This window comes from Acinetobacter lwoffii (assembly GCF_024129115.1).
GTDB lineage: Bacteria > Pseudomonadota > Gammaproteobacteria > Pseudomonadales > Moraxellaceae > Acinetobacter > Acinetobacter lwoffii_T.
Genome location: NZ_JAMXXO010000011.1, coordinates 39546 through 61242, shown reverse-complemented (window position 1 = coordinate 61242; position 21697 = coordinate 39546). Strand labels below are relative to the sequence as shown.

Below are 21697 nucleotides of genomic sequence, written 5' to 3'. Positions count from 1 at the left end.
AATTTACATGTGATAAAGAAGAGAGAAAATTATGGCTATTTCATTAAACAAAGGTGGAAATCTATCTTTAAGTAAAACAGATCCATCGCTTAACCAAGTTTTGATTGGTTTAGGTTGGGATGTGCGAGCAACTGATGGTGCAGATTTTGACTTGGATGCTTCTGCATTTTTATTGGCTGCAAATGATAAAGTTCGTGGTGAAACTGATTTTATTTTTTATAACCAAACCCGTTCACCAGAAGGTTCTGTAGAACATACCGGCGACAATCGTACCGGTGAGGGTGATGGCGATGATGAAGCGGTTAAAATTAATTTGGCGAAAGTTCCCGCTGATGTGCAAAAAATTGCCATTACTGTGACTATTCATGATGCTGAAAGCCGTGGTCAAAATTTTGGTCAAGTGCAAAATGCTTTTATTCGTGTGGTCAATGATCAAACTAATGTCGAAATTGTCCGTTTTGACTTAAATGAAGATTATTCGACTGAAACAGCGATGATTTTTGGTGAGCTATATCGTCATAACAATGAATGGAAGTTTAGAGCTGTAGGTCAGGGTTATAACGGGGGTTTAAGTGCGATGTGTCGTCAGTATGGTATCAGTATTTAAAAATTTAATCTTAGGTAAAAAATGAAACATTTCCGTTTTTCGATAATTTTTACCATTATATGCTTGGCTATTTCAGCATATTGGGGTTTCACACATGGTCCTGAAGCTGGCTTGATGGCCATGTTTAAAGTCTTGGCTATTACCTCTATCCTAGCTGTAATGGAGGTTTCATTATCTTTTGATAATGCGGTTGTTAATGCTTCGGTATTGAAACATTGGAATCAATTTTGGCGCACACTGTTTTTAACCGTCGGGATTATCGTTGCTGTGTTTGGTATGCGATTGATATTCCCTTTACTCATTGTTGGTGTGACTGCGGACATGAGTATGATTGAGGTTGCTCAATTAGCGTTAAATGATCCTAAGTCTTATTCAGAAAAGCTTATGGCCCATCATGCTGAAATTGCAGCATTTGGTGGGATGTTCTTATTATTAGTATTTTTGAATTTCTTGTTTGATGATGAAAAAGATGAACATTGGTTTCATTGGCTTGAATCAAGACTAGCAGATTTAGGGAATATTCAGGCTATTTCAGTCTTTATTTCATTAGTTGTTCTACTTATTCTAGCAAGCTATATCCCAGATACATCACGTTTAGTCGTTGTGATGGCAGGAATTTGGGGAATTGTCGTGTATGTGGGTGTGAAAGTAATTGGTCATCTATTAGAAGGCAGTAGCAATGATGATGAGGCTGAAAAATCAAATGGTGTATCAGCAACAGGCACTATTGTTAAAGGTGGTATTGGTGGGTTCTTATATTTAGAAGTATTAGATGCATCTTTTAGTTTCGATGGTGTAATCGGTGCTTTTGCAATTACCAGTGATGTGGTAGTTATTATGCTTGGCCTTGCAATTGGCGCGATGTTTGTCCGTTCAATGACAATTTATCTTGTTGAGAAAGGTACGCTAGATGCCTATGTATATTTAGAACATGGTGCACACTATGCAATTGGTGCACTTGCGTTCATCATGTTAGCTAGCGGTACAGGATTACATATTCCAGAGGTTATTACAGGATTGGTGGGTGTTGCCTTCATTGTTTGGGCTGTTATCTCTTCAATTTCATATAGTAAAAAACAGCAATCTTCATAAAGTAAATTTGATAAGGAAACAAATAAATGGCTATTAATTTATCAAAAGGTGGAAATATTAACCTTTCTAAAACTGCACCGACTATGAATAAAGTCGACTTGGGTTTAGGTTGGAATCCACGCGCAACGGATGGTAAAGCATTCGATTTAGATGCTGTTGCCTTCTTAACGGGTGAAGATGGTAAAGTTCGTTTAGATGGCGAATTTATTTTCTTTAATCAGAAAGTCTCACCATGTGGTTCAGTGACTCATAATGGCGATAACCGTACTGGCGACGGCGATGGCGATGATGAAACCATTTCAGTAGACTTGTCTAAAGTTCCTCAAGAAGTGGCAAAAATTGTATTTGCGGTAACTATTCATGAAGGTCAGCAAAATAGTCAAAACTTCGGTATGGTTGATAAAGCATATATACGTGTGATTAACCAAGATGCTAATGCAGAAGAGTTAGCTCGTTTTGACCTATCTGAAGATGGTAGCACTGAAGTTGCAATGATTTTTGGTGAATTATATCGTCACAGTGGTGAGTGGAAATTCAAAGCAGTAGGTCAAGGCTTTAGTGGTGGTTTAGGTGCTTTAGCAGCTAGTTATGGTGTTGCTGTTTAAGCAACTAGTTGTAACACAAGTACTAAAAGAGTGATCTTTTAGTACTTGAAAGTGATAGATATAGGATTACTTTCAAGTACTACAATAGAGAATAAAAATGCACTTGATTTCTGGTCAAAAAATAGCATTGAATCAAATTATTCAAACAAGTGATGTCTTTACTTTACGGATTCAAATGAACGCCACATTTGAGATCGATGTTTCAAGCTTTGGCTTAGGCGTAGGCGATACACTTTTTAATGATGATTATATGACTTTTTATAATCAGCCTCAGACACCTGCCGCAGAAGTACGCTATCAACAACAACGTAATGCGCATCTTTTTCACTTCAATCTAAAACACATTAATCATGCACAGACGCCACGATTTATACTGTGTGCTGCGGTCAGTGATCAGCAAAAAAATTTAAGAGACGTGGAAGCGATTCAAATCGAATTGCTTAACTCATCTGGACAGGTAGTGGCAACGTATGCATTAAGCCCCAGCTATTTCAGTCAAGAAAAAGCAGCGATGTTGGTCGAGTTTTATTTTAAAAATGATTTATGGCGCTTGGCAGCGATTGGACAAGGCTTTAATGGTGGCTTAAATGCTTTGGTTCGACATTTTGGTGCTGAGGTTGCAGAAGACCTTGCTCCACCTATGCCAACGCTGTCCAAGCTTGATTTAAAGAAAAAAGTGATTTTAGATAAAATTGAGCAGGCAGCACCATATTTATTAGATTTAACTAAAAAGTCGCTGATAAGCTTAGAAAAAAGTAATTTATTGAATATTAAAGCACGAGTAGCACTGGTGTTAGATTATTCAGGTTCAATGAGCCAACAATATAAATCGGGTGATGTACAACACCTTCTAGACCGAATTATACCTTTGGCTTTGAATTTTGATGACGATGGTAGCTTTGAGTGTTGGGCATTTGCAGAAAAAGCCCTTCATTTAACTGATGTGAATCTTGAGAATTTAAATAACTATATAGCTTCAGAACAAGGAGGCTATAAAAAATGGAATGCGGGAGCTGGCTATAATAATGAGCCTGCCGTTCTTGAAGAAGTATTGCATTATTTCATTAAAGAAAGTCCATCAAACGTACCTGTCTATATTGTATTTATTTCTGATGGCGGTGTGTCTGAAGCTAGAAAAATTAAAAAGATTTTACAAGAGGCATCATCACAACCCATATTTTGGCAATTTGTAGGTATAGGCGGCAGAAATTACGGTGTATTAGAGAAATTAGATATCATGGAGGGGCGAGTGGTCGACAATTGTAATTTCTTTAAAATAGATAATATTGAAAGTATGTCTGAATCAATGCTGTATGACTTTTTACTTCAAGAATTTCCGATATGGTTAACAGAAGCAAAAAATAAAAATATCGTGAGAGGATAGGTAAATGTAATGGCAGAATTTAATCTTGTAGGCAGTCCAGAACCCTTTTTACATGTCAGTATGAAGCAAGGTGAAGCAATCTATTGTGAATCTGATGCCATGGTGATGGTTGAACAGAATCTTGAAGTTGGCGGTAAATTACGTGGGGGAGTTTTTCAAGCATTTATGCGTAAATTCACTTCTGGAGAGTCTCTGTTTCAACAGCAAATTAAAGCCGTTAAAGGGGCAGGAGAGTGTCTATTATCACCGAATTTAGATGGTGATATGCAGATTCTTGAGGTTGGTCAACGACAGTATATTTTATCTGATGGCTCTTTTGTTGCAGCGACTGAACATACCATGATTAAAGCAAAAGTCCAAAGTAATATTGGCGGCGCATTGTTTGGGGGCACGGGAGGTTTTGTGGTCATGGAAACCAGTGGGCAGGGTAAAGTTTGTATTTCTGGAAGTGGAACTTTACTTGAGCTAGAAATTACACCAGAGCAGGGTGAAGTAACGATTGATAATGGTCATGTAGCGGCATGGGATGCATCCTTAAATTATAATATTGGCATTCCAAGTTCAGGTAGTGGCTTTGTTGGCAATATTGTTAATAGCTTGACGAGTGGAGAAGGATTAGTAATTAAGTTCCGTGGACATGGTAAAGTCATTGTATGTTCACGTAATCGTGCGAGTTATTTACAGTGGTTAGCTACGGCTTTAGGTCGTAGCAATTCAAATTCAAACTGAGGAAAATTATAAATGGGCATTAGTTTAGTAAAGGGTCAAAAAATTTCTTTAGAGAAAGGTGATGGTTCATCTTTAACTAAAATATTTCTTGGTGCAGGTTGGGATGTCGCAAAAAAAGGTGGCCTTTTTGGCATGTTTAGTGGTGGTGATTCGATCGATCTTGATGCCTCTGCAATCATGTTTGATGAGAATAACAAAGCCTTAGATAGTATTTGGTTCGGTCAACTACAGAGCCGGGATGGCAGTATCAAACATTCTGGTGACAATCGTACTGGTGATGGCGATGGCGATGATGAATCAATTCATGTAGATCTGACTAAAGTCCCTGCCCAAGTTAAATCAATTGTATTTACAATCAGTAGTTTCCGTGGTCAAACTTTTGAAAAAGTTGAAAATGCTTTTTGTCGTGTTGTAGATGCTACAACGAATGTTGAAATTGCAAAATATAATCTTTCAGCAAAAGGTAATTACACGGCTTTAATTATTGCTAAAGTTTATCGTCACAATGGTGCGTGGAAAATGTCAGCATTAGGTGAAACTTGTAATGGAAAGACAATTCAGGATATGGTTCCTTCAATTTTACCTATTTTATAAAGTATTTTAAAGGTATTAAAGTGACTTGATAAATCGAATATTTGATTTATCAAGTTGTTAGAAGATAAAAAAGAGCTAAGTTATATTACCATATACAAATAATCGTTATTTTATTAAGCGTTCAATGAATTAGGTGCGTATATCATGATTGTCATTAACAAACGATAAGAAGCTTGTATAATACTACGCTTCATAAGGAGTAATTTAACTATTTTATTTTTACTACTAACAGTAATGCAAAGATTTATCTAAGAGTTGAATCAATTTTTTCAACCAACCCTTTTAAAATTGGAACTTGTCTTCCACCACACATCACAATAATCAGTCGAATAGGAAGCCAAACAACACCAAGTAATAATTTCATTGAACCCTCTTAATGTGGAAATATTTCGTTTTTAATTGTAATACAATATATTACATAAAAATTTAATTTTATAGAAGAGAAAAAATGGGGAATTGTCGTTATTGTGATGGCTGGAAAGTATCTGCAGGTGGAGCATGTCGTCATAGTCCTATAGGTACACATGTTGTGGATGAAGGTCCTAATAGGTGTATATATTGTGATTTATATCATGCTAGTTCTAGTGCTACATGTAGTATTAGTCCCAGTGGATATCATGTATTAGGAACAGTAGAAAATACTCCAGAAGAATATGAAGCTTCTACTCCTGCTTTAATATGGGTATCTATATTAGTAGTATTTGGAATTTTAGCCTTACCTTTGCTTTATATATTTAATTGGAATTTAGATACATTAATAGAAAAAATTATATTAATTATAGCTTTTTTGCTATCTTTATATGTTGGCTTTAAATTCTCTTATATAATTTTAAGAACTGTTGGTTATATATTGAGTTTAGTTTTAATAGGAGTTATTTTATATTTATTGATAATATGGATTTTTAAATTTAATAATAATTTTTATTAGCTTGATTGTATATAAAATTGAGGTTTTTTAAGATGTGTCATCGATTAAAAAAAATTGTATTATTGAAACAGGTTAGATTGATGACAGAAAAATTTGAGTAAATTTTTTCATAGCGTGTAGTATACTGACCTAGTGCTTAAGCTGGGTTAAATCTCTGCCATACGCTCATTTTAGTGTGATGGCTAAAGCAAGAATCATTTGCTATAAAATTATAAAATATTTTGGTGATTTTTATCACGAGTTACCTGAGTAGTAACGGTAAAGTATAGCCTTTACAAATATTTGGTATCTTTGTCGATTACTTCAATAGCACCCGTTTGTGTAGTTCATCGATCCTTAATCTGTTCCCATTAAACGTATTCTTAATCTATAGTATTAAGTTATAAAAGGATAATGGGAGCCAGTTAACTTTTTTAAGCTAATTGATAAAAGACCTTAACTTAAATATAGAGTTGAAATAATCTAGAATTGACCTTTATCAATATTCTCAGTCTGTAAATTACCATTTTCTTGCATAATTAACTCTAGAGTATAACCATTAGTTTCATATCCATTTGACTCAAAAATAAATACATTATCTGCTTTTGAATAGACTGTATCATTCCCAAATAAATATTCTGGACCATACCATTTTTGACCAGTTGCATATTTAATAGTATAACTTCCTAAAGGCATTTGAATATTTAGAGTTTCTCCTGATCGAATAAAATAGCTAACCACATGCAGATTTGTATTTGCTTCATCAATTTTTACCCAATAATTAGCTCCAGAAGAAGCCTTAATTTCTAGAGGTGCTATACCATTTAAATCTGGGTTATCTGTGTCACCTGTATTGGGTAAAGGTTGCTCGGGATAATTAGGATTTTGTTTACTATCACTAGTATCTACTTTAGAGTAAATATCTTCATCAAACTGAACACCTGGATCATCTACTTTTTTGGCACAAGAAGTTAATATAAAAGTTGATGCTAAGATTAATAAAACTTTATGCATATCTTATTTACTCTATTATTGGAATGGAAAGCAACTCGATATTCTTGATATCATTTGATTCTGAATATGTGTATATCAAATCAAAATTATAAGAGAATGAAAGCTGAGTATCTTAACTCATTTTGAATTAAATAGCCTGAAACCCTTTAGGGCGAGGCACTAAATTAACTAAGCCGTATTATTATCTAAACAAAACTGCATTACCATCAAATTTTTTTCATATAGCCACTACCATAATAAAACCCCAAATTTAAATTACGCTACATATTTTAAACTGTGAAATTGCAAATAAGCAGCGTAGATTTCATGTTTTTATAACGGCTATCTAAAACCTAATGTATCATTTTAAAATGTTTCTCATGCCGGTCACACAGGCCATATTCATCAATCACAAATAAGTCAAAATTAAAAAACTGGTCGATTAATTATTTTTCAGAGCTTGAAGTATCTGACCAAGAGTTTATCGCTGTGGGTTTGGATCGAAATAAAAACCATCCATATTTACAGGATCCTCTTGGATTTGTTCATAAGGATCTGGTTTTAAATTATTCATATAAGTCATTACATCTTTTGCTTGATCCGAAGTAATCAAGTCACTAAGATCTTTTAAGCCTTTTTTCATTCCTGCTTCCGTTACTGGCTTGCGGTTGAGAGCCTGTTGTCTTGATTTTTCCATTTGACGTTTATTTTCCCTTTCGCGCATCTGATTTTCATCTCTACGTTGAGCCTGAATCGCCTGAACTCGTTGTGCATCCTGCCTTTGTCGCTCTACCAAACGCTGTGTTTCCATATGCCCCCTGTTAATTACCTCTTGAGAATCATATGCAAAGACAGCTGTAACTGGAGATACTAGAACACATGTAAGCAAGATTTTATTTAAAGATTTCATATTCATTTTTTCTCATAATTCTCATAATTTGGTTGTTAAATAACCCTCCATTATGTATGAAGAGGTAGTATATATATTGACAGATATATGTACTATTCAACAAAGAAATTGGTACTCAGCTAGACTTTTTTCAGTTCAATGACGCGATAGGTAGCTTATCAAGATTTAAACCAAGTGAAACACGGCATTCACTTATAGATATTAATCCATATTCTCATAATTAAGTATATGGCAATTAATTGTTTACTTAGATTCGGCTCTGTTGCACAAAGATATACAGGTTTATACAGCAGGATAAAAGCAAAGGTGGTGTGCTCTTCCACAACCTCCATTCCAGAAAGCAAAGAAAGAAAAAATATGGCTCTATTGAGAATCGTGGTCAGCTGACAAACCGCAAAAGCATTCACCACAGATCTGCTGAGATTGAGCAGAGAACTCGCTTTGGGGACCTGGGAATAGACACGATTGTTGGTAAAAATCACCAACAATCCTTGGTTTCAATTGTCGATCAGGATACAGGTTATTTATGGCTGAAGAAGTGCAGCGCGCGAAAGGCTGAGGAAATTTGCCAAGCAATCATCAGCCTGCTTAAGCCGATCAAAGATCAGCTATAGACGATTATCGCAGATAATGGCCAGGAATTCAGCCTGCATGAGTATGCTGCTCAACCTTTACTTTTAACTTCGGTTATTTATGGGAGGATTATCATCCGTATAGCGCCTGGGAACGAGGCACGAATGAGAATGCCAATGGCTTAATCATGCAATATATTAAAAAAGGCAGTGATTTAAGTATCTATACAGATGAATATATCTCACAAATCACTCAACGTTTGAATCATCGTCCTATAAAAAGACTCGGCTTTAAAAGTCCGAGTCAGTTAGTATGGCAACAACATGGTGTTGCACTTCAAATGCTAATCTAAGGTATAAAAAAAGCGGTTTATTTGAACTTTTTAAGATATTTAATCAATGTTATTGAAACGCTTATCATCCCAATAACATGGCACTACAATCAAATTGTTCTCATGTAATCGTGACCATAATCGGACACCTAAATCCCGCTGCATACTTTGGACTGTGAAATTGGAAATTAGCAGAGTCGACTTCATACTGTCATAACGGCTATATAAAACCTTATGTACCATTTCTAGACGTTTTTCATGCCGGTCATGCAGGCCATATTCATCAATCACTAATAAATCAAAACTGGAGAAATGGTCGATAACTTCCTTTTCAGAGCGTGAAGCATCTGACCAGGTGTCCATCATTTTTTGAGCAATTTCTGCACTGGTATAGTAGCGTGCAGATTTTGTACTGTTATGCATAATGTTGCGAATGATTGATGCACTCAGATGGGTTTTACCTGTACCTGGTGTACCAATCATCAACATGTTCGGGTTGTGGTCAGAAATAATCTGCTGTGCAAAAGCCTGACATAGTTTGACGGCATTGTCTTGTGCAGGACATGCAACTACATAATTCTTGAAGCCACGATCCAGGTAACGTTTATTGAGCCCTGAATTTTTAATTTTCTGTTGTAGCAATCGCTGTTGCAGTTCATTCTCATACGCTGCATGTGAGTGATGGACTTTTTCTTTGGCACACAATTTACAGAGCCTGTGACCGGCAATTTCCATCAAGGGTAGGTGATGGGTAGGGCAAAGTGTTTCTGTTGCTTCTGCGCAAATTTGGAGCGTTTTAAGCATGGTGTTCATGGTTGTTCTCCTAAATCCATTTTGAATTTTCTAAAAAATCCTCATTTTTTTCTTCAAAATTTGAAGATGAAGATGAAGATGAAGATGACGATGAAGATGAAGATGAAGATGAAGATGAAGATGAAGATGAAGATGAAGATGAAGATGAAGATGAAGATGAAGGGCATGGTTCAAGCATGACTTGAGTAATACTCGGGCTCTTCTCAGGAGTTGCTTGAGCATTTACTTTGCGTTGCTTGGTTGATGCTTGAGCATTGCTTGCAGATTTCCCCCAACGTGCTTGAGCTGCATTTTTAGCTTTATCAGATTTCATTTGCTGATTTTGCAATGCTTGGCTTTTTAAACTGGTTAAAAAATTTGAATGAATCTGCTCAGATTCGACTTCAAACAATTCCAGGGCTATTAGCGTATTCAACAAAGTTTTAGCCTTGGTATGTTGCGATAATTTTGTGATGCTACATACAGTAGCTAGGTCATGAGGAATGGCACCATTTTTCCAGAAATCCATCATTAACAGCAGTACTGCACCAATTTGTTCTGCTGTCATTCGTGCAAATTTCGCTTGTAGATCGCCAATATAGAGTGGCATCCAAATTGAAATATCTTTATGCATGTGTTCACCTTTTTATAGGTATAAAGGGGCTAAGGTCATCGATTGGATGACCTTGTATATTTATTTGATCAGGGAGCTAAGCTCATTAACCGGAGACGGGCCTGTTGGGCCAAGTCATCGTAATGGGCTTGCCCTTCATCCAGCATTCGCTGTAACCAGAGTCTCAATGCTTGGTGATCATCGAAGCATTTATTGATTTCCAAGAAAAAGGCCAGATTGTGCAGTTTGGGAATGTGTAGCTCATGGATTAATTCACGAGCGACCATATCTGCTTCAGGGCTGACGACCACACCACCAAAGAAAGCTTTACTATTCATGTGCAAGCTCCTCTGTATTTAGTTTTTCCAGCATGGCTTCAAATGCACTGCCATCGCGGCGCGTAACATTGGGGATGTAACGGCTATAGACCCGGAATAGCATTTCAGTTGTTGAATGTCCCAATTGACGTGCGATCCATTCCGGATTTTCTCCTGCCGACAGCCAAAGAGTTGCTGCTGTATGACGTGTTTGATAGGCTCTTCTAGGCTTCAATTCTAGAAAGCGCAAGATCGGATGCCAGACACGTTTATTCACCAAACGATAATCGAGAGGTCCACCATCACGATTACAGAAAACAAACTCTGATTTGCCATTATTTAAGCTTTTCTGTTGGAGAAAGGCTTGGTAAACGCGGTCATTCATCTGGATCGTGCGGTCAGAACCATAAGTTTTGGTTCCACCAAGCACACCATTCACTAACGCTTCTCTGATATGGATTTCACGACGTTGTAAGTCGATATTTTTCCATTGCAGACCATCGATTTCACTGGTACGCATACCCGTAAAAAAGCGAATGGTGTAATAGGGGCGGAAGTCTTCACGCACTGTGGTAAGAATTTTATGCACCTCTTCCAGAGAAAAAGGTGTGACTTCAATCTTGCTTTCCTTCAGATTGTTAATATTTTTATAAGGCGACTCAAACTCGTATCGTTCAGCCGCATCATTGAGTATCATACGTAAAGGCGTCATGATTTGATTGATTCTCGATGCTTTCAGACTTGTCTGATCTTTTCCGTGAGTCACTTTGGCGAGGGAAGCACGGAAGTTCAGCAAGTCTGACTTCTTGATTTTTGAGAGAACCTGATTACCAAAAGCAGGAATCAAATAATTTTTGATAATAATTGAAACCTTGTGTTGATAGGATGTTCTCCACTCGATCTGTTTCTGTTTAAACCATAGTGCAGTAAACTCTTTAAAAAGAGGTACTTTGGTTTGTACAGCAATTTGCTGACTTCTTTTTTCCTTAAACTCTTCAACACGGTTACTTTTTGGAAAGTACTTTTCGTATTCAAAAGTTCCCAAAGTAATTTCAGCTTCAAGCTGTTCGAGACGTTTTTTCAAAATGCGTCGGTTATAAGCATTGTCTTCAAGATTAGTTGTCTCTCTACAACGAATGCCCATGTAGCGAAAGTCGGCAATCAGTTTGCCACTTCGTTCCCGGATGGTAGCCATCAGTTAAACCTCCTAAGCCTTATTGCAAGGCATCCATGCTTAAACCGGTGAATTTAAGCATTTCAGTTTCAATGCGTTCCCAAACAAAAAGAATTTTTCGACCACCAAAAGGACGGATGTAGTGAACACCTTCAATAAAGACACTGTCCTTCAGCTGGTTGCGAATGGTACGAGCGTCGTACTGGATTTTTTCAGCCAGTTGCTGGGCTGTGAGATAGGTATATGACATAATTGTATTCCTGGCGTAATTCATCGGATGTAAGTAATTTTTCATCCTTAGACCTAAAATAACCTCAAATTTAATTAAATGCAATTAAATTTTCATTGTATTAGAGGAAAAATTAATGGTTATTTGTAAGCTACCAATATTGTTGGCTGAAAGAAAAATGCGTGTAGCTGACTTAATTCGTGGTACAGGCATTAATAAAACAACTTTGCATAAGCTTTATAATGGCGAATTGACTCGAATTGATTTGGAGACTATCGATCGTATTTGCGATTATTTAGATGTACAGGTGGGAGATTTATTTGTTTTTGAAAAAGATAATAAAGAACAACCTGTTAGTGAGTAGTTTGGTCACAAATGGTCACATCAAAAAGTGAAATGGTCACAAATTATTGATCATTTGGTAAAAAACACCTTGTTTGGAAGAGAACAGGGTGATTTTTTGCCTTCAAAAAAGCTCTGAAAGTGGTGATCGATTGAGGACATTTAAGGTCAATTGAGACCATTTTTATTGTCGTGGGCACGCCATGGTCACATCTTGGTCACAAAATACAAATTACATTAAGAATATTTTTTATTGAATCGAATAACAAAAGAAGGGGAATTTTCAAAAAATATAATAAAATCAACAATAAAAAAGCCCCCATCTTTCGATGAGGGCTTTTTGAATCTGGAGCGGGAAAGGAGACTCGAACTCCCGACCCCAACCTTGGCAAGGTTATGCTCTACCAACTGAGCTATTCCCGCGGAGTCTATAAAGTTTTTTAAATGAAAAAACTAAATGAAAAAATTTTGAGCGGGAAAGGAGACTCGAACTCCCGACCCCAACCTTGGCAAGGTTATGCTCTACCAACTGAGCTATTCCCGCATGCCGTGTATAATACAGCATGCAAAAATGTGGTCAACACCTTTGTTAAAAATCTTGTATCAATTGAATAAAATAAAAGCAAAATGCTGTAGACCAGACAATAAATAACCAATATTCATATAAAAATCAATAAATTTTCGCCACAATCAACGGATTGCATCTGAACAGATTACCGAAATACTCGGCAGAACAAGGTATACTGAGACCATATTTTTGAAGATTGGAGTCAGACCATGAGTTTAGAACAACAACTGAAAGACCGTTTGGCGCAATTATCCCCAACCCATTTGGAAGTGGTGAATGAATCTTCGGGTCATGGCGGTTATTTTCCGGGAAAAGAATCGCATTTTAAAACCGTGATTGTGAGTCAGGCTTTTGCCGGTTTACGTCCAGTCCAGCGTCATCAGAAAGTTTATGCTGCTGCAGGTGATCTGCTGTCAAAAGACAAGATTCATGCACTGGCTATTCATGCATTTTTGCCTGAAGAGTGGGCAGGTCAGGATACGACCAGTCCTGCTTGTGCACACGCACCTAAAAACTAAGAGGACATGATGGAAACCCAACTTTTAGTCAAGATTATTCATATGTCGGCAGCAGGACTGGCCATTGTCGCCATTCTTGCCCGTGCCTTGACCTTGTTTGTCGGTACACAAGGGAATTTACCTAATCCGGTGGCACGTACAGCGCTAGTCGCTTTACAGCATTTAGCCATCACGGTGATTGCACTGACCGGTATTGTGTCGCTCGTCATCAAAGACTTTGATGTACAGCCCTGGTTCTATGCCAAAGTTATTTTATTTTTGGTACTGGTGTCCTCTCTAGGCAAAGCCTATAAGAAAGATGATTCGATCTTGCTGTCGCAGCGTCGTGCTGGCCTGGTTATTGCTGTGATTTCATTGGTGTCTATTCTGGCTTTGGTGATGATCAAGCCGAATTTTGGCTAAAAGCAAGCTGGCTGTGATGATCAGCACAGCCAGCCCATGCAAATAATTAAAAAATACAAATGTGGTAAAAGTAATTAAAAATGTGAGGAGGGGACATGCGTACACGTGTGGTATTTAATCAAAAGGGTGGGGTAGGCAAATCCAGTATTACTGTCAATCTGGCAGCGATCAGTGCACATCAGGGCTTAAAAACATTATTGATTGACCTGGATCCGCAGGCCAATTCTAGCCAGTATGTGTTAGGCGATGATGCGACGTATTCCAGCGACAAGCCGGCACTTGAACCGAATATCGAAAACTATTTTGAAGATGTACTCGGCAATCAGCAAAGCAAGGGCCTGCTCGGCAATGCCATTGGCTCGATCTTAAAAAGCCGAAGTAAAGGCCTGGAAAGCTATGTGCATCAATCCTCTTTTAAACATCTGGATGTTATTCCGGCCAGTCCAACGCTGGGTGCATTGACCCATGCACTGGAGTCCAAGCACAAGATCTACAAGTTAAGAGATGCTTTACAACAGCTATCAGGACATTATGACCGGGTGTTTATTGATACACCACCTGCGTTTAATTTCTTTACCCTTTCTGCACTCATTGCGGCAAACCGCGTGCTGATTCCATTTGACTGTGATGTATTTTCTAAACGTGCCCTACAGACCCTGATTGAAAATGTCATTGAAACCCAGGATGACCATAATGAAGGGCTGGAAATCGAAGGGATTGTCGTGAACCAGTTTCAGGCACAGGCCAAATTACCGCGTGAAGTGGTACAACAGCTCAAAGATGAAGGCTTACCGGTCCTCGACAGTATGTTGCCACCCTCGATCTTGATGAAAGAATCTCATCAGAAAAATCAGCCTTTGATTCATTTGGCTACTGATCATAAATTGACTCAGGCCTATCAATCGTTGTTCAATGAGATAGAGCAGAATTAAGATCGAGTTAGCTATGAAACTTGTGAAAGTAAGCCTGAGTATTGCTGCACTGGCATTACTGAGTGCCTGTGCAACGCCGGTAAAACCGACTTATGTGTCGCCCACCCTCTATCAGACTTTGGGTTGTTCGCAATTACAGGGTGAATATAATCGTATTCAGCAGTATATCGACAATGGCGTTGAACCACCGAAACGTGCTGGCGTCGGTGTGGGCGTTGGTCTTGGCGGTGGTTGGGGTAGTCGCGGTGGATGGGGTATTGGCCCGAGTGTTTCAGTCAATATGGGACAGTCATCCGATACCAAAAGAACCGAACTGGCACGGCTTTTAGGCGAGCAGGAAGCGATTGTACAGGCCGCGCGTTATAAGAACTGTTCGATCATCGTTCGGCAGGCGACGCCTAAATAAATCATTCAACATTAAACGGATGAATGCTGACTTCGGGTCGGCATTTTTTTATTGCTTTCACCAAGAATAGGGCGGTTTACATTAAGATAAAACTCACAGGAAATTGACCAGACTGTATATAAATCTGAAATTTATAAGCTTGTTATCACACTCTCATATTGATTAAGCTACAACCTTGGCCCGGAAAAGTTCATTGCGATGATTGAAAATTGGTTATTTGTTTTAGGACTCATTGCTGTAATGATGGTTCCAGGGCCCGCCAATGCCTTGGTGGCCAGTTCTGCTCATCAGCAGGGGCAGGCCAAAACCAGTCTCTATCTTCCTGCCATTTTGCTCGGCTATTTTTATGCCATTAATGTATGGGCCTTGGTGATTCATCTGGCGTCACCGATCTGGCCAAATTTTAAAGGCTTGGTCTATGTGCTGAGTACCATCTGTGTGGGCTGGATGACCTTGCATTTATATAAGGCCCAGCAGTTAGAACGCTACAGCAAGAACCATCCGCAGATTCGCCCCTGGCAAATGTTTACAACTACCCTAAAAAATCCTAAAGCAGCATTGTTGGCCTCTGGAATTTTACCGATGGAAACCTGGCAAAGCCCGACCAACTTCGTTCTGGTTTTTGCTGCCTTTAGCTTGAGTACCGTTCCGGTCGGGATTTTCTGGATGGTCTTTGGTCAGGCCATATTGACCAGTCCATCTGAAAAAATAAAAGCCGGCCTCATTTATAAAGGCGCGGCTCTATTTGTCCTGCTTTGTCTCATCCCGCTCTTGATCAAGCTCTGGGATTAAACGCACAGGCTGTAAAAGAATCTTAATGTAAAGAGTTCTTAAGCTGTTTTACTTTTTTTGAGCTTTTGTTGAATAAAGCCAATCACACCTGGCAATACACTTAAAATAATGATGCCAAAAATTAGATAGGTGAAGTTGTCTTTGACGATCGGCATATTGCCAAACATATAGCCCAAAATGACAAATGAGCTAATCCAGGCAAATGCACCTACTACATTATAGGTCAGGAAATATTTGTAATTCATGCTGCCAGCACCGGCAACGAAGGGTGCAAAGGTACGGGCAAAAGGAACAAAACGCGCAAAAATAATGGTCTTACCACCATGTCTGGCAAAGAATTGCTGGGTCGCCAATAAGTGTTTTTTATTGATGAAGCGCGATTCAATCTCGAAAACCCGAGGACCAATATATTTACCAATATGATAATTCAGGGTGTCACCCAGAACTGCCGCAACAAACAAGAGTGGAATCAGCACCCATGGATCCATTGCACCAGTAGAGGCTGCCAGTGCACCTGCTGCAAATAGCAAGCTGTCGCCAGGCAGGAACGGCATGACCACCAGACCTGTTTCTACAAAGATAATCAGGAAAAGAATGGCATAAATCCAGATCCCGTAATTGGTGATAAATTCAAGCAAGTGATCATCAACATGCAAGATAAAATCAATCAGTTCCATGAGCCCAGTACAAGCAAAAGTGTGGTCAAATCCTAACAGCCCGGGGCATGAAAGTCAGTACCAGAAAGTAAAATAATTAACGCTCCATCCATCTTCAATTGAGCAAAAATTTCTCTTACATATTATCTTCAGATTTTTATAAAAACATGCTTAGTTGGATTAAATCTTGAGCTTAAAAATATAAAAATGACAGACCAAACAAGGCATCCGAAGGGACGCTTTGTTGTGCTAGAAATATAATGCAATCAACTAAATGTATACCTAATGCGAATTGTGTGCTTAATGCGCTGAAAAATGTTAGAATACGGCGCTTATCTTTCGTTTGCCTTTCATAGTTGTTCGTCATGACTACCAATACTCAAATTACTGAAGATCGTATCCTGATTCTGGATTTCGGTTCTCAATATAGTCAGCTCATCGCACGTCGTGTCCGTGAAGCTGGTGTATATTCTGAAATGTATGCCTATGATATGTCTGAAGAAGACATTCGTGCATTTAATCCAAACGGTATCATCTTGTCTGGTGGACCTGAGAGTGTTCACCTTGAGGGCAGCCCGCGTGCGCCGCAAGTGGTATTTGAGCTGGGTGTGCCGGTATTGGGTATTTGTTATGGCCTGCAAACCATGTGCGAACAGCTTGGCGGTAAAGTTGAGCCAGGTCATGTACATGAGTTTGGCTATGCAGAAGTAGATATTGTCGTACGTGACAAGCTGATCGGTAATTTACAGGACCGTGAAAACCAGCTGCATGTCTGGATGAGCCATGGTGACAAGGTTGCCCGTATTCCAGAAGGCTTCCAGATCACTGCACAAACGCCTAGCTGTCCAATTGCTATGGTTTCTGACGAAACTCGCCGTTTCTATGGTATTCAGTTCCATCCTGAAGTGACACATACGTCTAAAGGCGCAGAATTACTGGCGAACTTCGTTCATCAAATTTGTGGTTGTCGCGGTCTGTGGACGCCAGAACACATTATTGATCTACGTGTAGAACAGCTTCGCCAACAGATTGGTGATGAAAAAGTATTACTGGGTCTTTCTGGTGGTGTGGATTCATCTGTAGTGGCAGCGCTGTTGCATAAAGCGATCGGTGATCAGCTGACCTGTGTATTTGTAGACAACGGTTTGCTTCGTTTGAACGAAGGCGATCAAGTGATGCAAATGTTTGCTGACAACATGGGTATCCGTGTTATTCGTGCTGCTGCTGAAGAGCGTTTCTTGACTGCGCTTGCGGGTGAAGTTGATCCTGAAGCAAAACGTAAAATTATTGGCCGTGAATTTATTGCTGTCTTCGCTGAAGAAGCACGTAAATTAGATGGCGTAAAATTCCTTGCACAAGGTACGATTTATCCAGACGTAATTGAATCTGCTGCAAGCAAGCAGGGCAAGGCACATGTGATTAAATCACACCATAATGTGGGTGGTTTACCAGCAGATCTAGCGTTTGAACTGGTTGAACCATTACGTGACTTATTTAAAGATGAAGTACGTAAATTGGGTACGACTTTAGGTTTGCCGCACAGCATGATCTATCGTCATCCATTCCCAGGTCCGGGTCTAGGTGTGCGTATCTTAGGTGAAGTGAAAAAAGAATATGCAGACATTTTACGTCTTGCAGATGACATCTTCATGCAGGAACTACGTGACAGCGGCTGGTATGACAAGACTGCTCAAGCATTTGCAGTATTCCAGCCAGTAAAATCTGTGGGTGTTGTGGGTGATGGCCGTCGTTATGCATGGGTGATTGCACTGCGTGCGGTAGAAACCGTGGACTTTATGACAGCTCGTTTCGCGCATCTTCCATATGAACTTGTAGACAAAATCTCTACGCGTATCATGAATGAAATTGCTGACGTTTCTCGTGTGACTTATGACGTATCGTCTAAGCCACCTGCAACGATTGAATGGGAGTAATTTAGGGGTTTCGGACAGCACTGCTGTCCGCCTAAATTACGCCAAGCGCTATGCGCGCGGCAGTATCTGATTTATCAGATATAACCTAATAAAAAAGAGCGCTTCGGCGCTCTTTTTATGCTTTTCGGAAAAGATGCTTATGCCGGTTTAACCTGCCAGTTTTGCATCTCTCCAGCTAAACTTTGCTCCAGATCCGGATCATAAGCTTCAACCCGATTCCGGCCATTGGCTTTAGCCTGATATAAGGCAATATCGGCTTGCTTAATTAGGGTCATCAAATCCGTTTCACAGCTTTCCAGAATGGCAGCACCAATCGAAATGCTAAAACTGAAACGATGTTGGCTGTCCAGATCGATCACAATATTTTCAATTTTATGCCTTAAACGCTCGGCAACTTTTAGCGCTTCATCCAGAGAGGTTTCAGGTAAAAATGCAATAAATTCCTCACCGCCATAGCGTGCCAAAATATCATGCTGCCGCATTTCGCTGTGTGTATTTAGAGCAATCGTCTGTAAGACCTGATCTCCGATATCATGACCATAACGATCATTAATCTGCTTAAAATGATCGACATCAAAGACCAGTAAACTCATAGGCACCGGTTGATCAAAATTCTGTTGTACCAGTTGTTGCGCGAGATATTCAAAACAGCGACGGTTATTCAGGCCAGTGAGTGAGTCGGTATGAGCCATATTTTCAAAGGCCTGCCGATTATATTCATTCAGGGTATGCTGCAAAAATACCATGCGTGATTTTAAGGTCGAGCTCCAGCTAATATATAGACTGAAGGTCAATACTGGCAGATAAATCAGGGAAAATAAAAACATCTGGTACAGGTCAGATCGAGTATTGAAATATACACCGATGTAAATCATCAAAGTAATCAGACTCGAAGTAATCAAAGACGGCCAGAACCGGATCTGCACACATAAATTGGCCAACACAATAAAAACCAAGGAGGCATATTGATAAATGAGGGTATAAGCACTTTCAGACTGATTTAGATTAAAAAACCAGATGGCACTTGCGCCAATAATTGGGGTAGGTAAGAGTAAATCAAACACAGGTAAATTGCGGTAAGAGTGATACATCCAGATCGTGATCAGTACGATCAGAATGGTATAGCTAATTTTGGTCAAAATGAGCAAATTGAGAATATCATGCAGCACCAGAATATCGGCGAGGGTATAAGAGGCATATGCCAGCTGTGCGAATAAATTGACCTGTAATAAGTATTTTAAAGTGTTTTTTTTCTGATGAGCATAGTCGGTTGGTTTTAAAGGCGAAGGAATACGAACAAGTGGATCTTGAAGAGCCTCTTGAATCAGAGTACGTGATTCTTTTTCGTTATCATGCGGCATGCAGCCTTCCCAAATTAAAATATATAAAAATGAATAAGATGAAATTTATATATAGTTGTATAAAAAATATTCTATTCTTTTGTTTGATATTTTAAAAGTGGAAGAGTCAAATTTATTTTATAAAATGAAATCCCCGATTAATGCATTCTAAGGATCATCCTAGCTTAAGAACAGACTAATAATTCAGCTTTAATTCGCTGTTGACTGAGCTGGTTGAGTGCCTGGCTTAAATACATTCCAGGGATTTTCTGTTGCTGGCTTGGGCTTATTCAGCATATCCGGATGATAGACTTCAATCCGGTTTCGGCCAGACTTCTTGGCCTGATACAAGGCAATATCGGCCTGTTTGATCAGATCTTCCAGAGTCTGGGTATGGGATTCCAGTTCTGCTACACCGATCGAAATGGTGAACCGGATGGCATGATTGGGTTCGACATAAATGTACTGCTTTTGAATTGCACAACGAATTCGTTCTGCAATCACCCAGCTGTCTTGCAGCTGAGTATCTTCTAGGAGGGCAATAAATTCCTCCCCACCAAAACGTGCCAGTACATCGCTATGCCGCATTTCTTTACGGGTCACTTCAGCAATCAGTTGTAGTACCCGATCACCAACATCATGCCCATAGCTATCATTAATATTTTTAAAATGATCCACATCAAACATCAGCAGGCAGCTACTGGCATGTTTAGGCCATTGATGAATAGAGCGTTCAGCCATATCGACAAAATGGCGACGGTTGTAGAGCTGGGTCAAATCATCGGTATGTGCCAGATTCTTTAAGGTTTGATAGTTCCATTCATCAAGTAGGGAGCGCAGAAAAGAACGCCGTATATTCAGAATATTATTCCAGTTAATATAAATGCTAAAAAACCAGAGTGGACTAAAGACCACACTAAAAATAAAGGCTTGAGAAGCACTCATGAACTGGGATATCCCAAGCATGATAAATAGGGCAATCAAGATGGAGCAATAGACTGCGACTTTAAACTGGGTCTGCACACAGAGATTGGCGATGAGAATAAAGATCGCAGAGGCATAAATATAGGTGGCAACATGGGGACTGGTTGAAAGCGCGAGTAAGCCAATCCAGGCCGCTGCAGCTACAGTGGTGCCTATCGGCAAGATTCTGTCCAGAATCTGAATATTTTTATGTTTTTTAAACAGGTAATAACAGCAAAACATCGCGCCCAGAACCAGAACGACGCGCATCAGACCAGAAATAAAAAACATGTCTGGAATAATCAGAATATCGGCAAAGAAATACAGTAAAAAGGCAATTTGTGCCAGATAGTTAATTTGACGCAAGTTATGATGACTATGCGTATAAACATAATCATGAAAATACTGCTGAAACGGGGCAGGAATACGGGCATGAGGATCTGTCAGCGCCTGTTCAATCAGCTGACGGTTCTGCAGATCACATTCAGATAATTTCAGTGATTTATCGGTCGTCGAATTTTGAAAAGATACATTCGCCGTTGAATATATATTCTCATTCTGAGCAGACATGTCCTGGTCCAGTATTATTTTTATAGGTGCCTATTATGCCGTGATTGAGTAAAAAATAACCTCCCAAAAATTGGGTATCCGGGAAGTTTTTAAAGCTAAAACGTAACAAAATTTGTGTTTTGTAAAATTGAAAATGATTGAAATACATGAATAATCGTCTTATTCATGGGGGTCTTTGGATGTTGTTGATTCGTTTCACGTGAAACATGGATGAATGATATTCTTGGGGCTTCAGTTTATTTAAACTCATAACGCCATGTGCCTAAATCATAATTGTGTTGCTAAAACTCAAGTTTGGGGGCTTTGCATACAAATCTCATCAGCCTTTCAGGATTTAAATTGATGGGACTAGTGAGGCGTTTTATACGTATCTAAATATTTCCAGGGATAGATTTTGCTTATAGACCCTGTACATTGTCCTGAA

At 39.1% G+C, this 21697-nt stretch carries 26 protein-coding genes, 2 tRNA genes and 1 pseudogene; 16 read left to right on the top strand and 13 right to left on the bottom strand.

Annotated elements, in window-relative coordinates; genetic code table 11:
- Positions 1–31 precede the first annotated feature (31 nt).
- The 7 genes from NI470_RS09755 (at position 32) to NI470_RS09725 (ending at position 5939) form a co-directional block, all read left to right on the top strand.
- Positions 32–607, top strand: coding sequence for a TerD family protein (locus NI470_RS09755; protein WP_148334854.1), 576 nt, complete (start codon positions 32–34; stop codon positions 605–607).
- Between the two features lie 21 nt (positions 608–628).
- Positions 629–1699 carry a DUF475 domain-containing protein gene (locus tag NI470_RS09750; protein WP_148334853.1) on the top strand — a complete coding sequence of 357 codons (1071 nt, stop codon included), beginning with the start codon at positions 629–631 and terminating at the stop codon, positions 1697–1699.
- A 26-nt stretch (positions 1700–1725) separates the two neighbouring features.
- Positions 1726–2304: a TerD family protein gene (locus NI470_RS09745; protein ID WP_148334852.1), complete on the top strand. Its 579-nt coding sequence runs from the start codon at positions 1726–1728 to the stop codon at positions 2302–2304.
- A gap of 97 nt (positions 2305–2401) precedes the next feature.
- Positions 2402–3688, top strand: a complete 1287-nt coding sequence (locus tag NI470_RS09740) for a VWA domain-containing protein (RefSeq protein ID WP_253148283.1) — start codon at positions 2402–2404, stop codon at positions 3686–3688.
- 9 nt (positions 3689–3697) lie between these two features.
- A complete protein-coding gene (locus NI470_RS09735) occupies positions 3698–4417 on the top strand; it encodes a TIGR00266 family protein (RefSeq protein ID WP_148334850.1) in 720 nt (239 codons plus the stop codon).
- Positions 4418–4429: 12 nt separating this feature from the next.
- A complete protein-coding gene (locus tag NI470_RS09730; RefSeq protein WP_104795323.1) occupies positions 4430–5011 on the top strand; it encodes a TerD family protein in 582 nt (193 codons plus the stop codon).
- A 448-nt stretch (positions 5012–5459) separates the two neighbouring features.
- Entirely contained in the window at positions 5460–5939 is a 480-nt protein-coding gene (locus tag NI470_RS09725) for a hypothetical protein (protein WP_253148282.1), read from the top strand.
- Between the two features lie 462 nt (positions 5940–6401).
- On the opposite strand, the gene NI470_RS09720 is transcribed toward NI470_RS09725, so the two are convergent.
- From NI470_RS09720 to NI470_RS09710, 3 genes and pseudogenes are all read right to left on the bottom strand, one after another.
- Positions 6402–6932, bottom strand: a complete 531-nt coding sequence (locus tag NI470_RS09720; protein ID WP_253148281.1) for a hypothetical protein — start codon at positions 6930–6932, stop codon at positions 6402–6404.
- A 272-nt stretch (positions 6933–7204) separates the two neighbouring features.
- Positions 7205–7396: pseudogene (locus NI470_RS09715) on the bottom strand (ATP-binding protein); the annotation flags it as partial.
- Positions 7393–7827, bottom strand: coding sequence for a hypothetical protein (locus tag NI470_RS09710; RefSeq protein ID WP_148334846.1), 435 nt, complete (start codon positions 7825–7827; stop codon positions 7393–7395). The pseudogene NI470_RS09715 and the gene NI470_RS09710, both read right to left, overlap by 4 nt.
- A gap of 305 nt (positions 7828–8132) precedes the next feature.
- Between NI470_RS09710 and NI470_RS09705 the strand changes: the two genes are divergently transcribed.
- Together NI470_RS09705 and NI470_RS09700 are read left to right on the top strand one after the other, a co-directional pair.
- The gene (locus tag NI470_RS09705) at positions 8133–8435 is read left to right on the top strand and encodes an IS30 family transposase (RefSeq protein WP_252513929.1); all 303 of its coding nucleotides are present in this window, start codon (positions 8133–8135) and stop codon (positions 8433–8435) included.
- A gap of 146 nt (positions 8436–8581) precedes the next feature.
- A complete protein-coding gene (locus tag NI470_RS09700; RefSeq protein WP_171488352.1) occupies positions 8582–8746 on the top strand; it encodes a hypothetical protein in 165 nt (54 codons plus the stop codon).
- Positions 8747–8785: 39 nt separating this feature from the next.
- Here NI470_RS09700 and NI470_RS09695 read toward each other — a convergent pair whose 3' ends face one another.
- From NI470_RS09695 to NI470_RS09675, 5 genes are all read right to left on the bottom strand, one after another.
- A complete protein-coding gene (locus NI470_RS09695) occupies positions 8786–9538 on the bottom strand; it encodes an ATP-binding protein (RefSeq protein WP_114392541.1) in 753 nt (250 codons plus the stop codon).
- Between the two features lie 10 nt (positions 9539–9548).
- Positions 9549–10151 (bottom strand): DUF1376 domain-containing protein, encoded by a 603-nt coding sequence (locus NI470_RS09690; RefSeq protein WP_253148280.1) that lies wholly within the window; start codon positions 10149–10151, stop codon positions 9549–9551.
- Positions 10152–10219: 68 nt separating this feature from the next.
- Complete coding sequence (locus tag NI470_RS09685) at positions 10220–10468, bottom strand: hypothetical protein (RefSeq protein ID WP_017482404.1); 249 nt, start codon at positions 10466–10468, stop codon at positions 10220–10222.
- Positions 10461–11642 (bottom strand): site-specific integrase, encoded by a 1182-nt coding sequence (locus NI470_RS09680; protein WP_017482405.1) that lies wholly within the window; start codon positions 11640–11642, stop codon positions 10461–10463. Before NI470_RS09680 ends, NI470_RS09685 begins: the two co-directional genes overlap by 8 nt.
- A 19-nt stretch (positions 11643–11661) precedes the next feature.
- Positions 11662–11871 (bottom strand): hypothetical protein, encoded by a 210-nt coding sequence (locus NI470_RS09675; RefSeq protein WP_000122748.1) that lies wholly within the window; start codon positions 11869–11871, stop codon positions 11662–11664.
- A 115-nt stretch (positions 11872–11986) separates the two neighbouring features.
- Here NI470_RS09675 and NI470_RS09670 point away from each other — a divergent pair, with 115 nt between their 5' ends.
- Positions 11987–12214 carry a helix-turn-helix domain-containing protein gene (locus NI470_RS09670; RefSeq protein WP_017482406.1) on the top strand — a complete coding sequence of 76 codons (228 nt, stop codon included), beginning with the start codon at positions 11987–11989 and terminating at the stop codon, positions 12212–12214.
- Between the two features lie 325 nt (positions 12215–12539).
- Here NI470_RS09670 and NI470_RS09665 read toward each other — a convergent pair.
- Together NI470_RS09665 and NI470_RS09660 are read right to left on the bottom strand one after the other, a co-directional pair.
- A tRNA-Gly gene (locus NI470_RS09665) sits at positions 12540–12615 on the bottom strand.
- Positions 12616–12663: 48 nt separating this feature from the next.
- A tRNA-Gly gene (locus NI470_RS09660) sits at positions 12664–12736 on the bottom strand.
- 233 nt (positions 12737–12969) lie between these two features.
- Here NI470_RS09660 and NI470_RS09655 point away from each other — a divergent pair.
- The 5 genes from NI470_RS09655 (at position 12970) to NI470_RS09635 (ending at position 15810) form a co-directional block, all read left to right on the top strand.
- The gene (locus NI470_RS09655) at positions 12970–13278 is read left to right on the top strand and encodes a BolA family protein (RefSeq protein ID WP_004280957.1); all 309 of its coding nucleotides are present in this window, start codon (positions 12970–12972) and stop codon (positions 13276–13278) included.
- Positions 13279–13287: 9 nt separating this feature from the next.
- Positions 13288–13680 (top strand): SirB2 family protein, encoded by a 393-nt coding sequence (locus NI470_RS09650; protein ID WP_005264623.1) that lies wholly within the window; start codon positions 13288–13290, stop codon positions 13678–13680.
- Positions 13681–13775: 95 nt separating this feature from the next.
- On the top strand, positions 13776–14612 hold the full coding sequence (locus NI470_RS09645) for a ParA family protein (RefSeq protein WP_005264624.1): 837 nt from the start codon (positions 13776–13778) through the stop codon (positions 14610–14612).
- A gap of 13 nt (positions 14613–14625) precedes the next feature.
- Positions 14626–15018, top strand: coding sequence for a hypothetical protein (locus NI470_RS09640; RefSeq protein WP_004732655.1), 393 nt, complete (start codon positions 14626–14628; stop codon positions 15016–15018).
- Between the two features lie 198 nt (positions 15019–15216).
- Complete coding sequence (locus tag NI470_RS09635) at positions 15217–15810, top strand: hypothetical protein (protein WP_016806914.1); 594 nt, start codon at positions 15217–15219, stop codon at positions 15808–15810.
- Positions 15811–15848: 38 nt separating this feature from the next.
- Here the strand turns inward: NI470_RS09635 and NI470_RS09630 are convergent, their stop codons facing one another.
- Positions 15849–16487: a DedA family protein gene (locus tag NI470_RS09630; RefSeq protein WP_004644839.1), complete on the bottom strand. Its 639-nt coding sequence runs from the start codon at positions 16485–16487 to the stop codon at positions 15849–15851.
- Positions 16488–16831: 344 nt separating this feature from the next.
- On the opposite strand from NI470_RS09630, the gene guaA reads away from it, so the two are divergent.
- The gene (gene guaA / locus NI470_RS09625) at positions 16832–18400 is read left to right on the top strand and encodes a glutamine-hydrolyzing GMP synthase (RefSeq protein WP_004732651.1); all 1569 of its coding nucleotides are present in this window, start codon (positions 16832–16834) and stop codon (positions 18398–18400) included.
- 137 nt (positions 18401–18537) lie between these two features.
- Here the strand turns inward: guaA and NI470_RS09620 are convergent, their stop codons facing one another.
- Both NI470_RS09620 and NI470_RS09615 read right to left on the bottom strand, forming a co-directional pair.
- A complete protein-coding gene (locus NI470_RS09620; protein WP_253148279.1) occupies positions 18538–19761 on the bottom strand; it encodes a GGDEF domain-containing protein in 1224 nt (407 codons plus the stop codon).
- Positions 19762–19950: 189 nt separating this feature from the next.
- The gene (locus NI470_RS09615) at positions 19951–21273 is read right to left on the bottom strand and encodes a GGDEF domain-containing protein (RefSeq protein ID WP_004732645.1); all 1323 of its coding nucleotides are present in this window, start codon (positions 21271–21273) and stop codon (positions 19951–19953) included.
- Positions 21274–21697 lie beyond the last annotated feature (424 nt).

Bases quoted from the DNA above. Each gene is read 5' to 3' on its own strand.
- NI470_RS09685 (WP_017482404.1), bottom strand. From the start codon at position 10,468: ATGAATAGTAAAGCTTTCTTTGGTGGTGTGGTCGTCAGCCCTGAAGCA.
- NI470_RS09645 (WP_005264624.1), top strand. From the start codon at position 13,776: ATGCGTACACGTGTGGTATTTAATCAAAAGGGTGGGGTAGGCAAATCC.
- NI470_RS09615 (WP_004732645.1), bottom strand. From the start codon at position 21,273: ATGTCTGCTCAGAATGAGAATATATATTCAACGGCGAATGTATCTTTT.
- guaA (WP_004732651.1), top strand. From the start codon at position 16,832: ATGACTACCAATACTCAAATTACTGAAGATCGTATCCTGATTCTGGAT.
- NI470_RS09695 (WP_114392541.1), bottom strand. From the start codon at position 9,538: ATGAACACCATGCTTAAAACGCTCCAAATTTGCGCAGAAGCAACAGAA.
- NI470_RS09630 (WP_004644839.1), bottom strand. From the start codon at position 16,487: ATGGAACTGATTGATTTTATCTTGCATGTTGATGATCACTTGCTTGAA.
- NI470_RS09735 (WP_148334850.1), top strand. From the start codon at position 3,698: ATGGCAGAATTTAATCTTGTAGGCAGTCCAGAACCCTTTTTACATGTC.
- NI470_RS09640 (WP_004732655.1), top strand. From the start codon at position 14,626: ATGAAACTTGTGAAAGTAAGCCTGAGTATTGCTGCACTGGCATTACTG.
- NI470_RS09620 (WP_253148279.1), bottom strand. From the start codon at position 19,761: ATGCCGCATGATAACGAAAAAGAATCACGTACTCTGATTCAAGAGGCT.
- NI470_RS09750 (WP_148334853.1), top strand. From the start codon at position 629: ATGAAACATTTCCGTTTTTCGATAATTTTTACCATTATATGCTTGGCT.
- NI470_RS09635 (WP_016806914.1), top strand. From the start codon at position 15,217: ATGATTGAAAATTGGTTATTTGTTTTAGGACTCATTGCTGTAATGATG.
- NI470_RS09720 (WP_253148281.1), bottom strand. From the start codon at position 6,932: ATGCATAAAGTTTTATTAATCTTAGCATCAACTTTTATATTAACTTCT.
- NI470_RS09755 (WP_148334854.1), top strand. From the start codon at position 32: ATGGCTATTTCATTAAACAAAGGTGGAAATCTATCTTTAAGTAAAACA.
- NI470_RS09675 (WP_000122748.1), bottom strand. From the start codon at position 11,871: ATGTCATATACCTATCTCACAGCCCAGCAACTGGCTGAAAAAATCCAG.
- NI470_RS09670 (WP_017482406.1), top strand. From the start codon at position 11,987: ATGGTTATTTGTAAGCTACCAATATTGTTGGCTGAAAGAAAAATGCGT.
- NI470_RS09680 (WP_017482405.1), bottom strand. From the start codon at position 11,642: ATGGCTACCATCCGGGAACGAAGTGGCAAACTGATTGCCGACTTTCGC.
- NI470_RS09730 (WP_104795323.1), top strand. From the start codon at position 4,430: ATGGGCATTAGTTTAGTAAAGGGTCAAAAAATTTCTTTAGAGAAAGGT.
- NI470_RS09650 (WP_005264623.1), top strand. From the start codon at position 13,288: ATGGAAACCCAACTTTTAGTCAAGATTATTCATATGTCGGCAGCAGGA.
- NI470_RS09725 (WP_253148282.1), top strand. From the start codon at position 5,460: ATGGGGAATTGTCGTTATTGTGATGGCTGGAAAGTATCTGCAGGTGGA.
- NI470_RS09700 (WP_171488352.1), top strand. From the start codon at position 8,582: ATGCAATATATTAAAAAAGGCAGTGATTTAAGTATCTATACAGATGAA.
- NI470_RS09745 (WP_148334852.1), top strand. From the start codon at position 1,726: ATGGCTATTAATTTATCAAAAGGTGGAAATATTAACCTTTCTAAAACT.
- NI470_RS09740 (WP_253148283.1), top strand. From the start codon at position 2,402: ATGCACTTGATTTCTGGTCAAAAAATAGCATTGAATCAAATTATTCAA.
- NI470_RS09710 (WP_148334846.1), bottom strand. From the start codon at position 7,827: ATGAATATGAAATCTTTAAATAAAATCTTGCTTACATGTGTTCTAGTA.
- NI470_RS09690 (WP_253148280.1), bottom strand. From the start codon at position 10,151: ATGCATAAAGATATTTCAATTTGGATGCCACTCTATATTGGCGATCTA.
- NI470_RS09655 (WP_004280957.1), top strand. From the start codon at position 12,970: ATGAGTTTAGAACAACAACTGAAAGACCGTTTGGCGCAATTATCCCCA.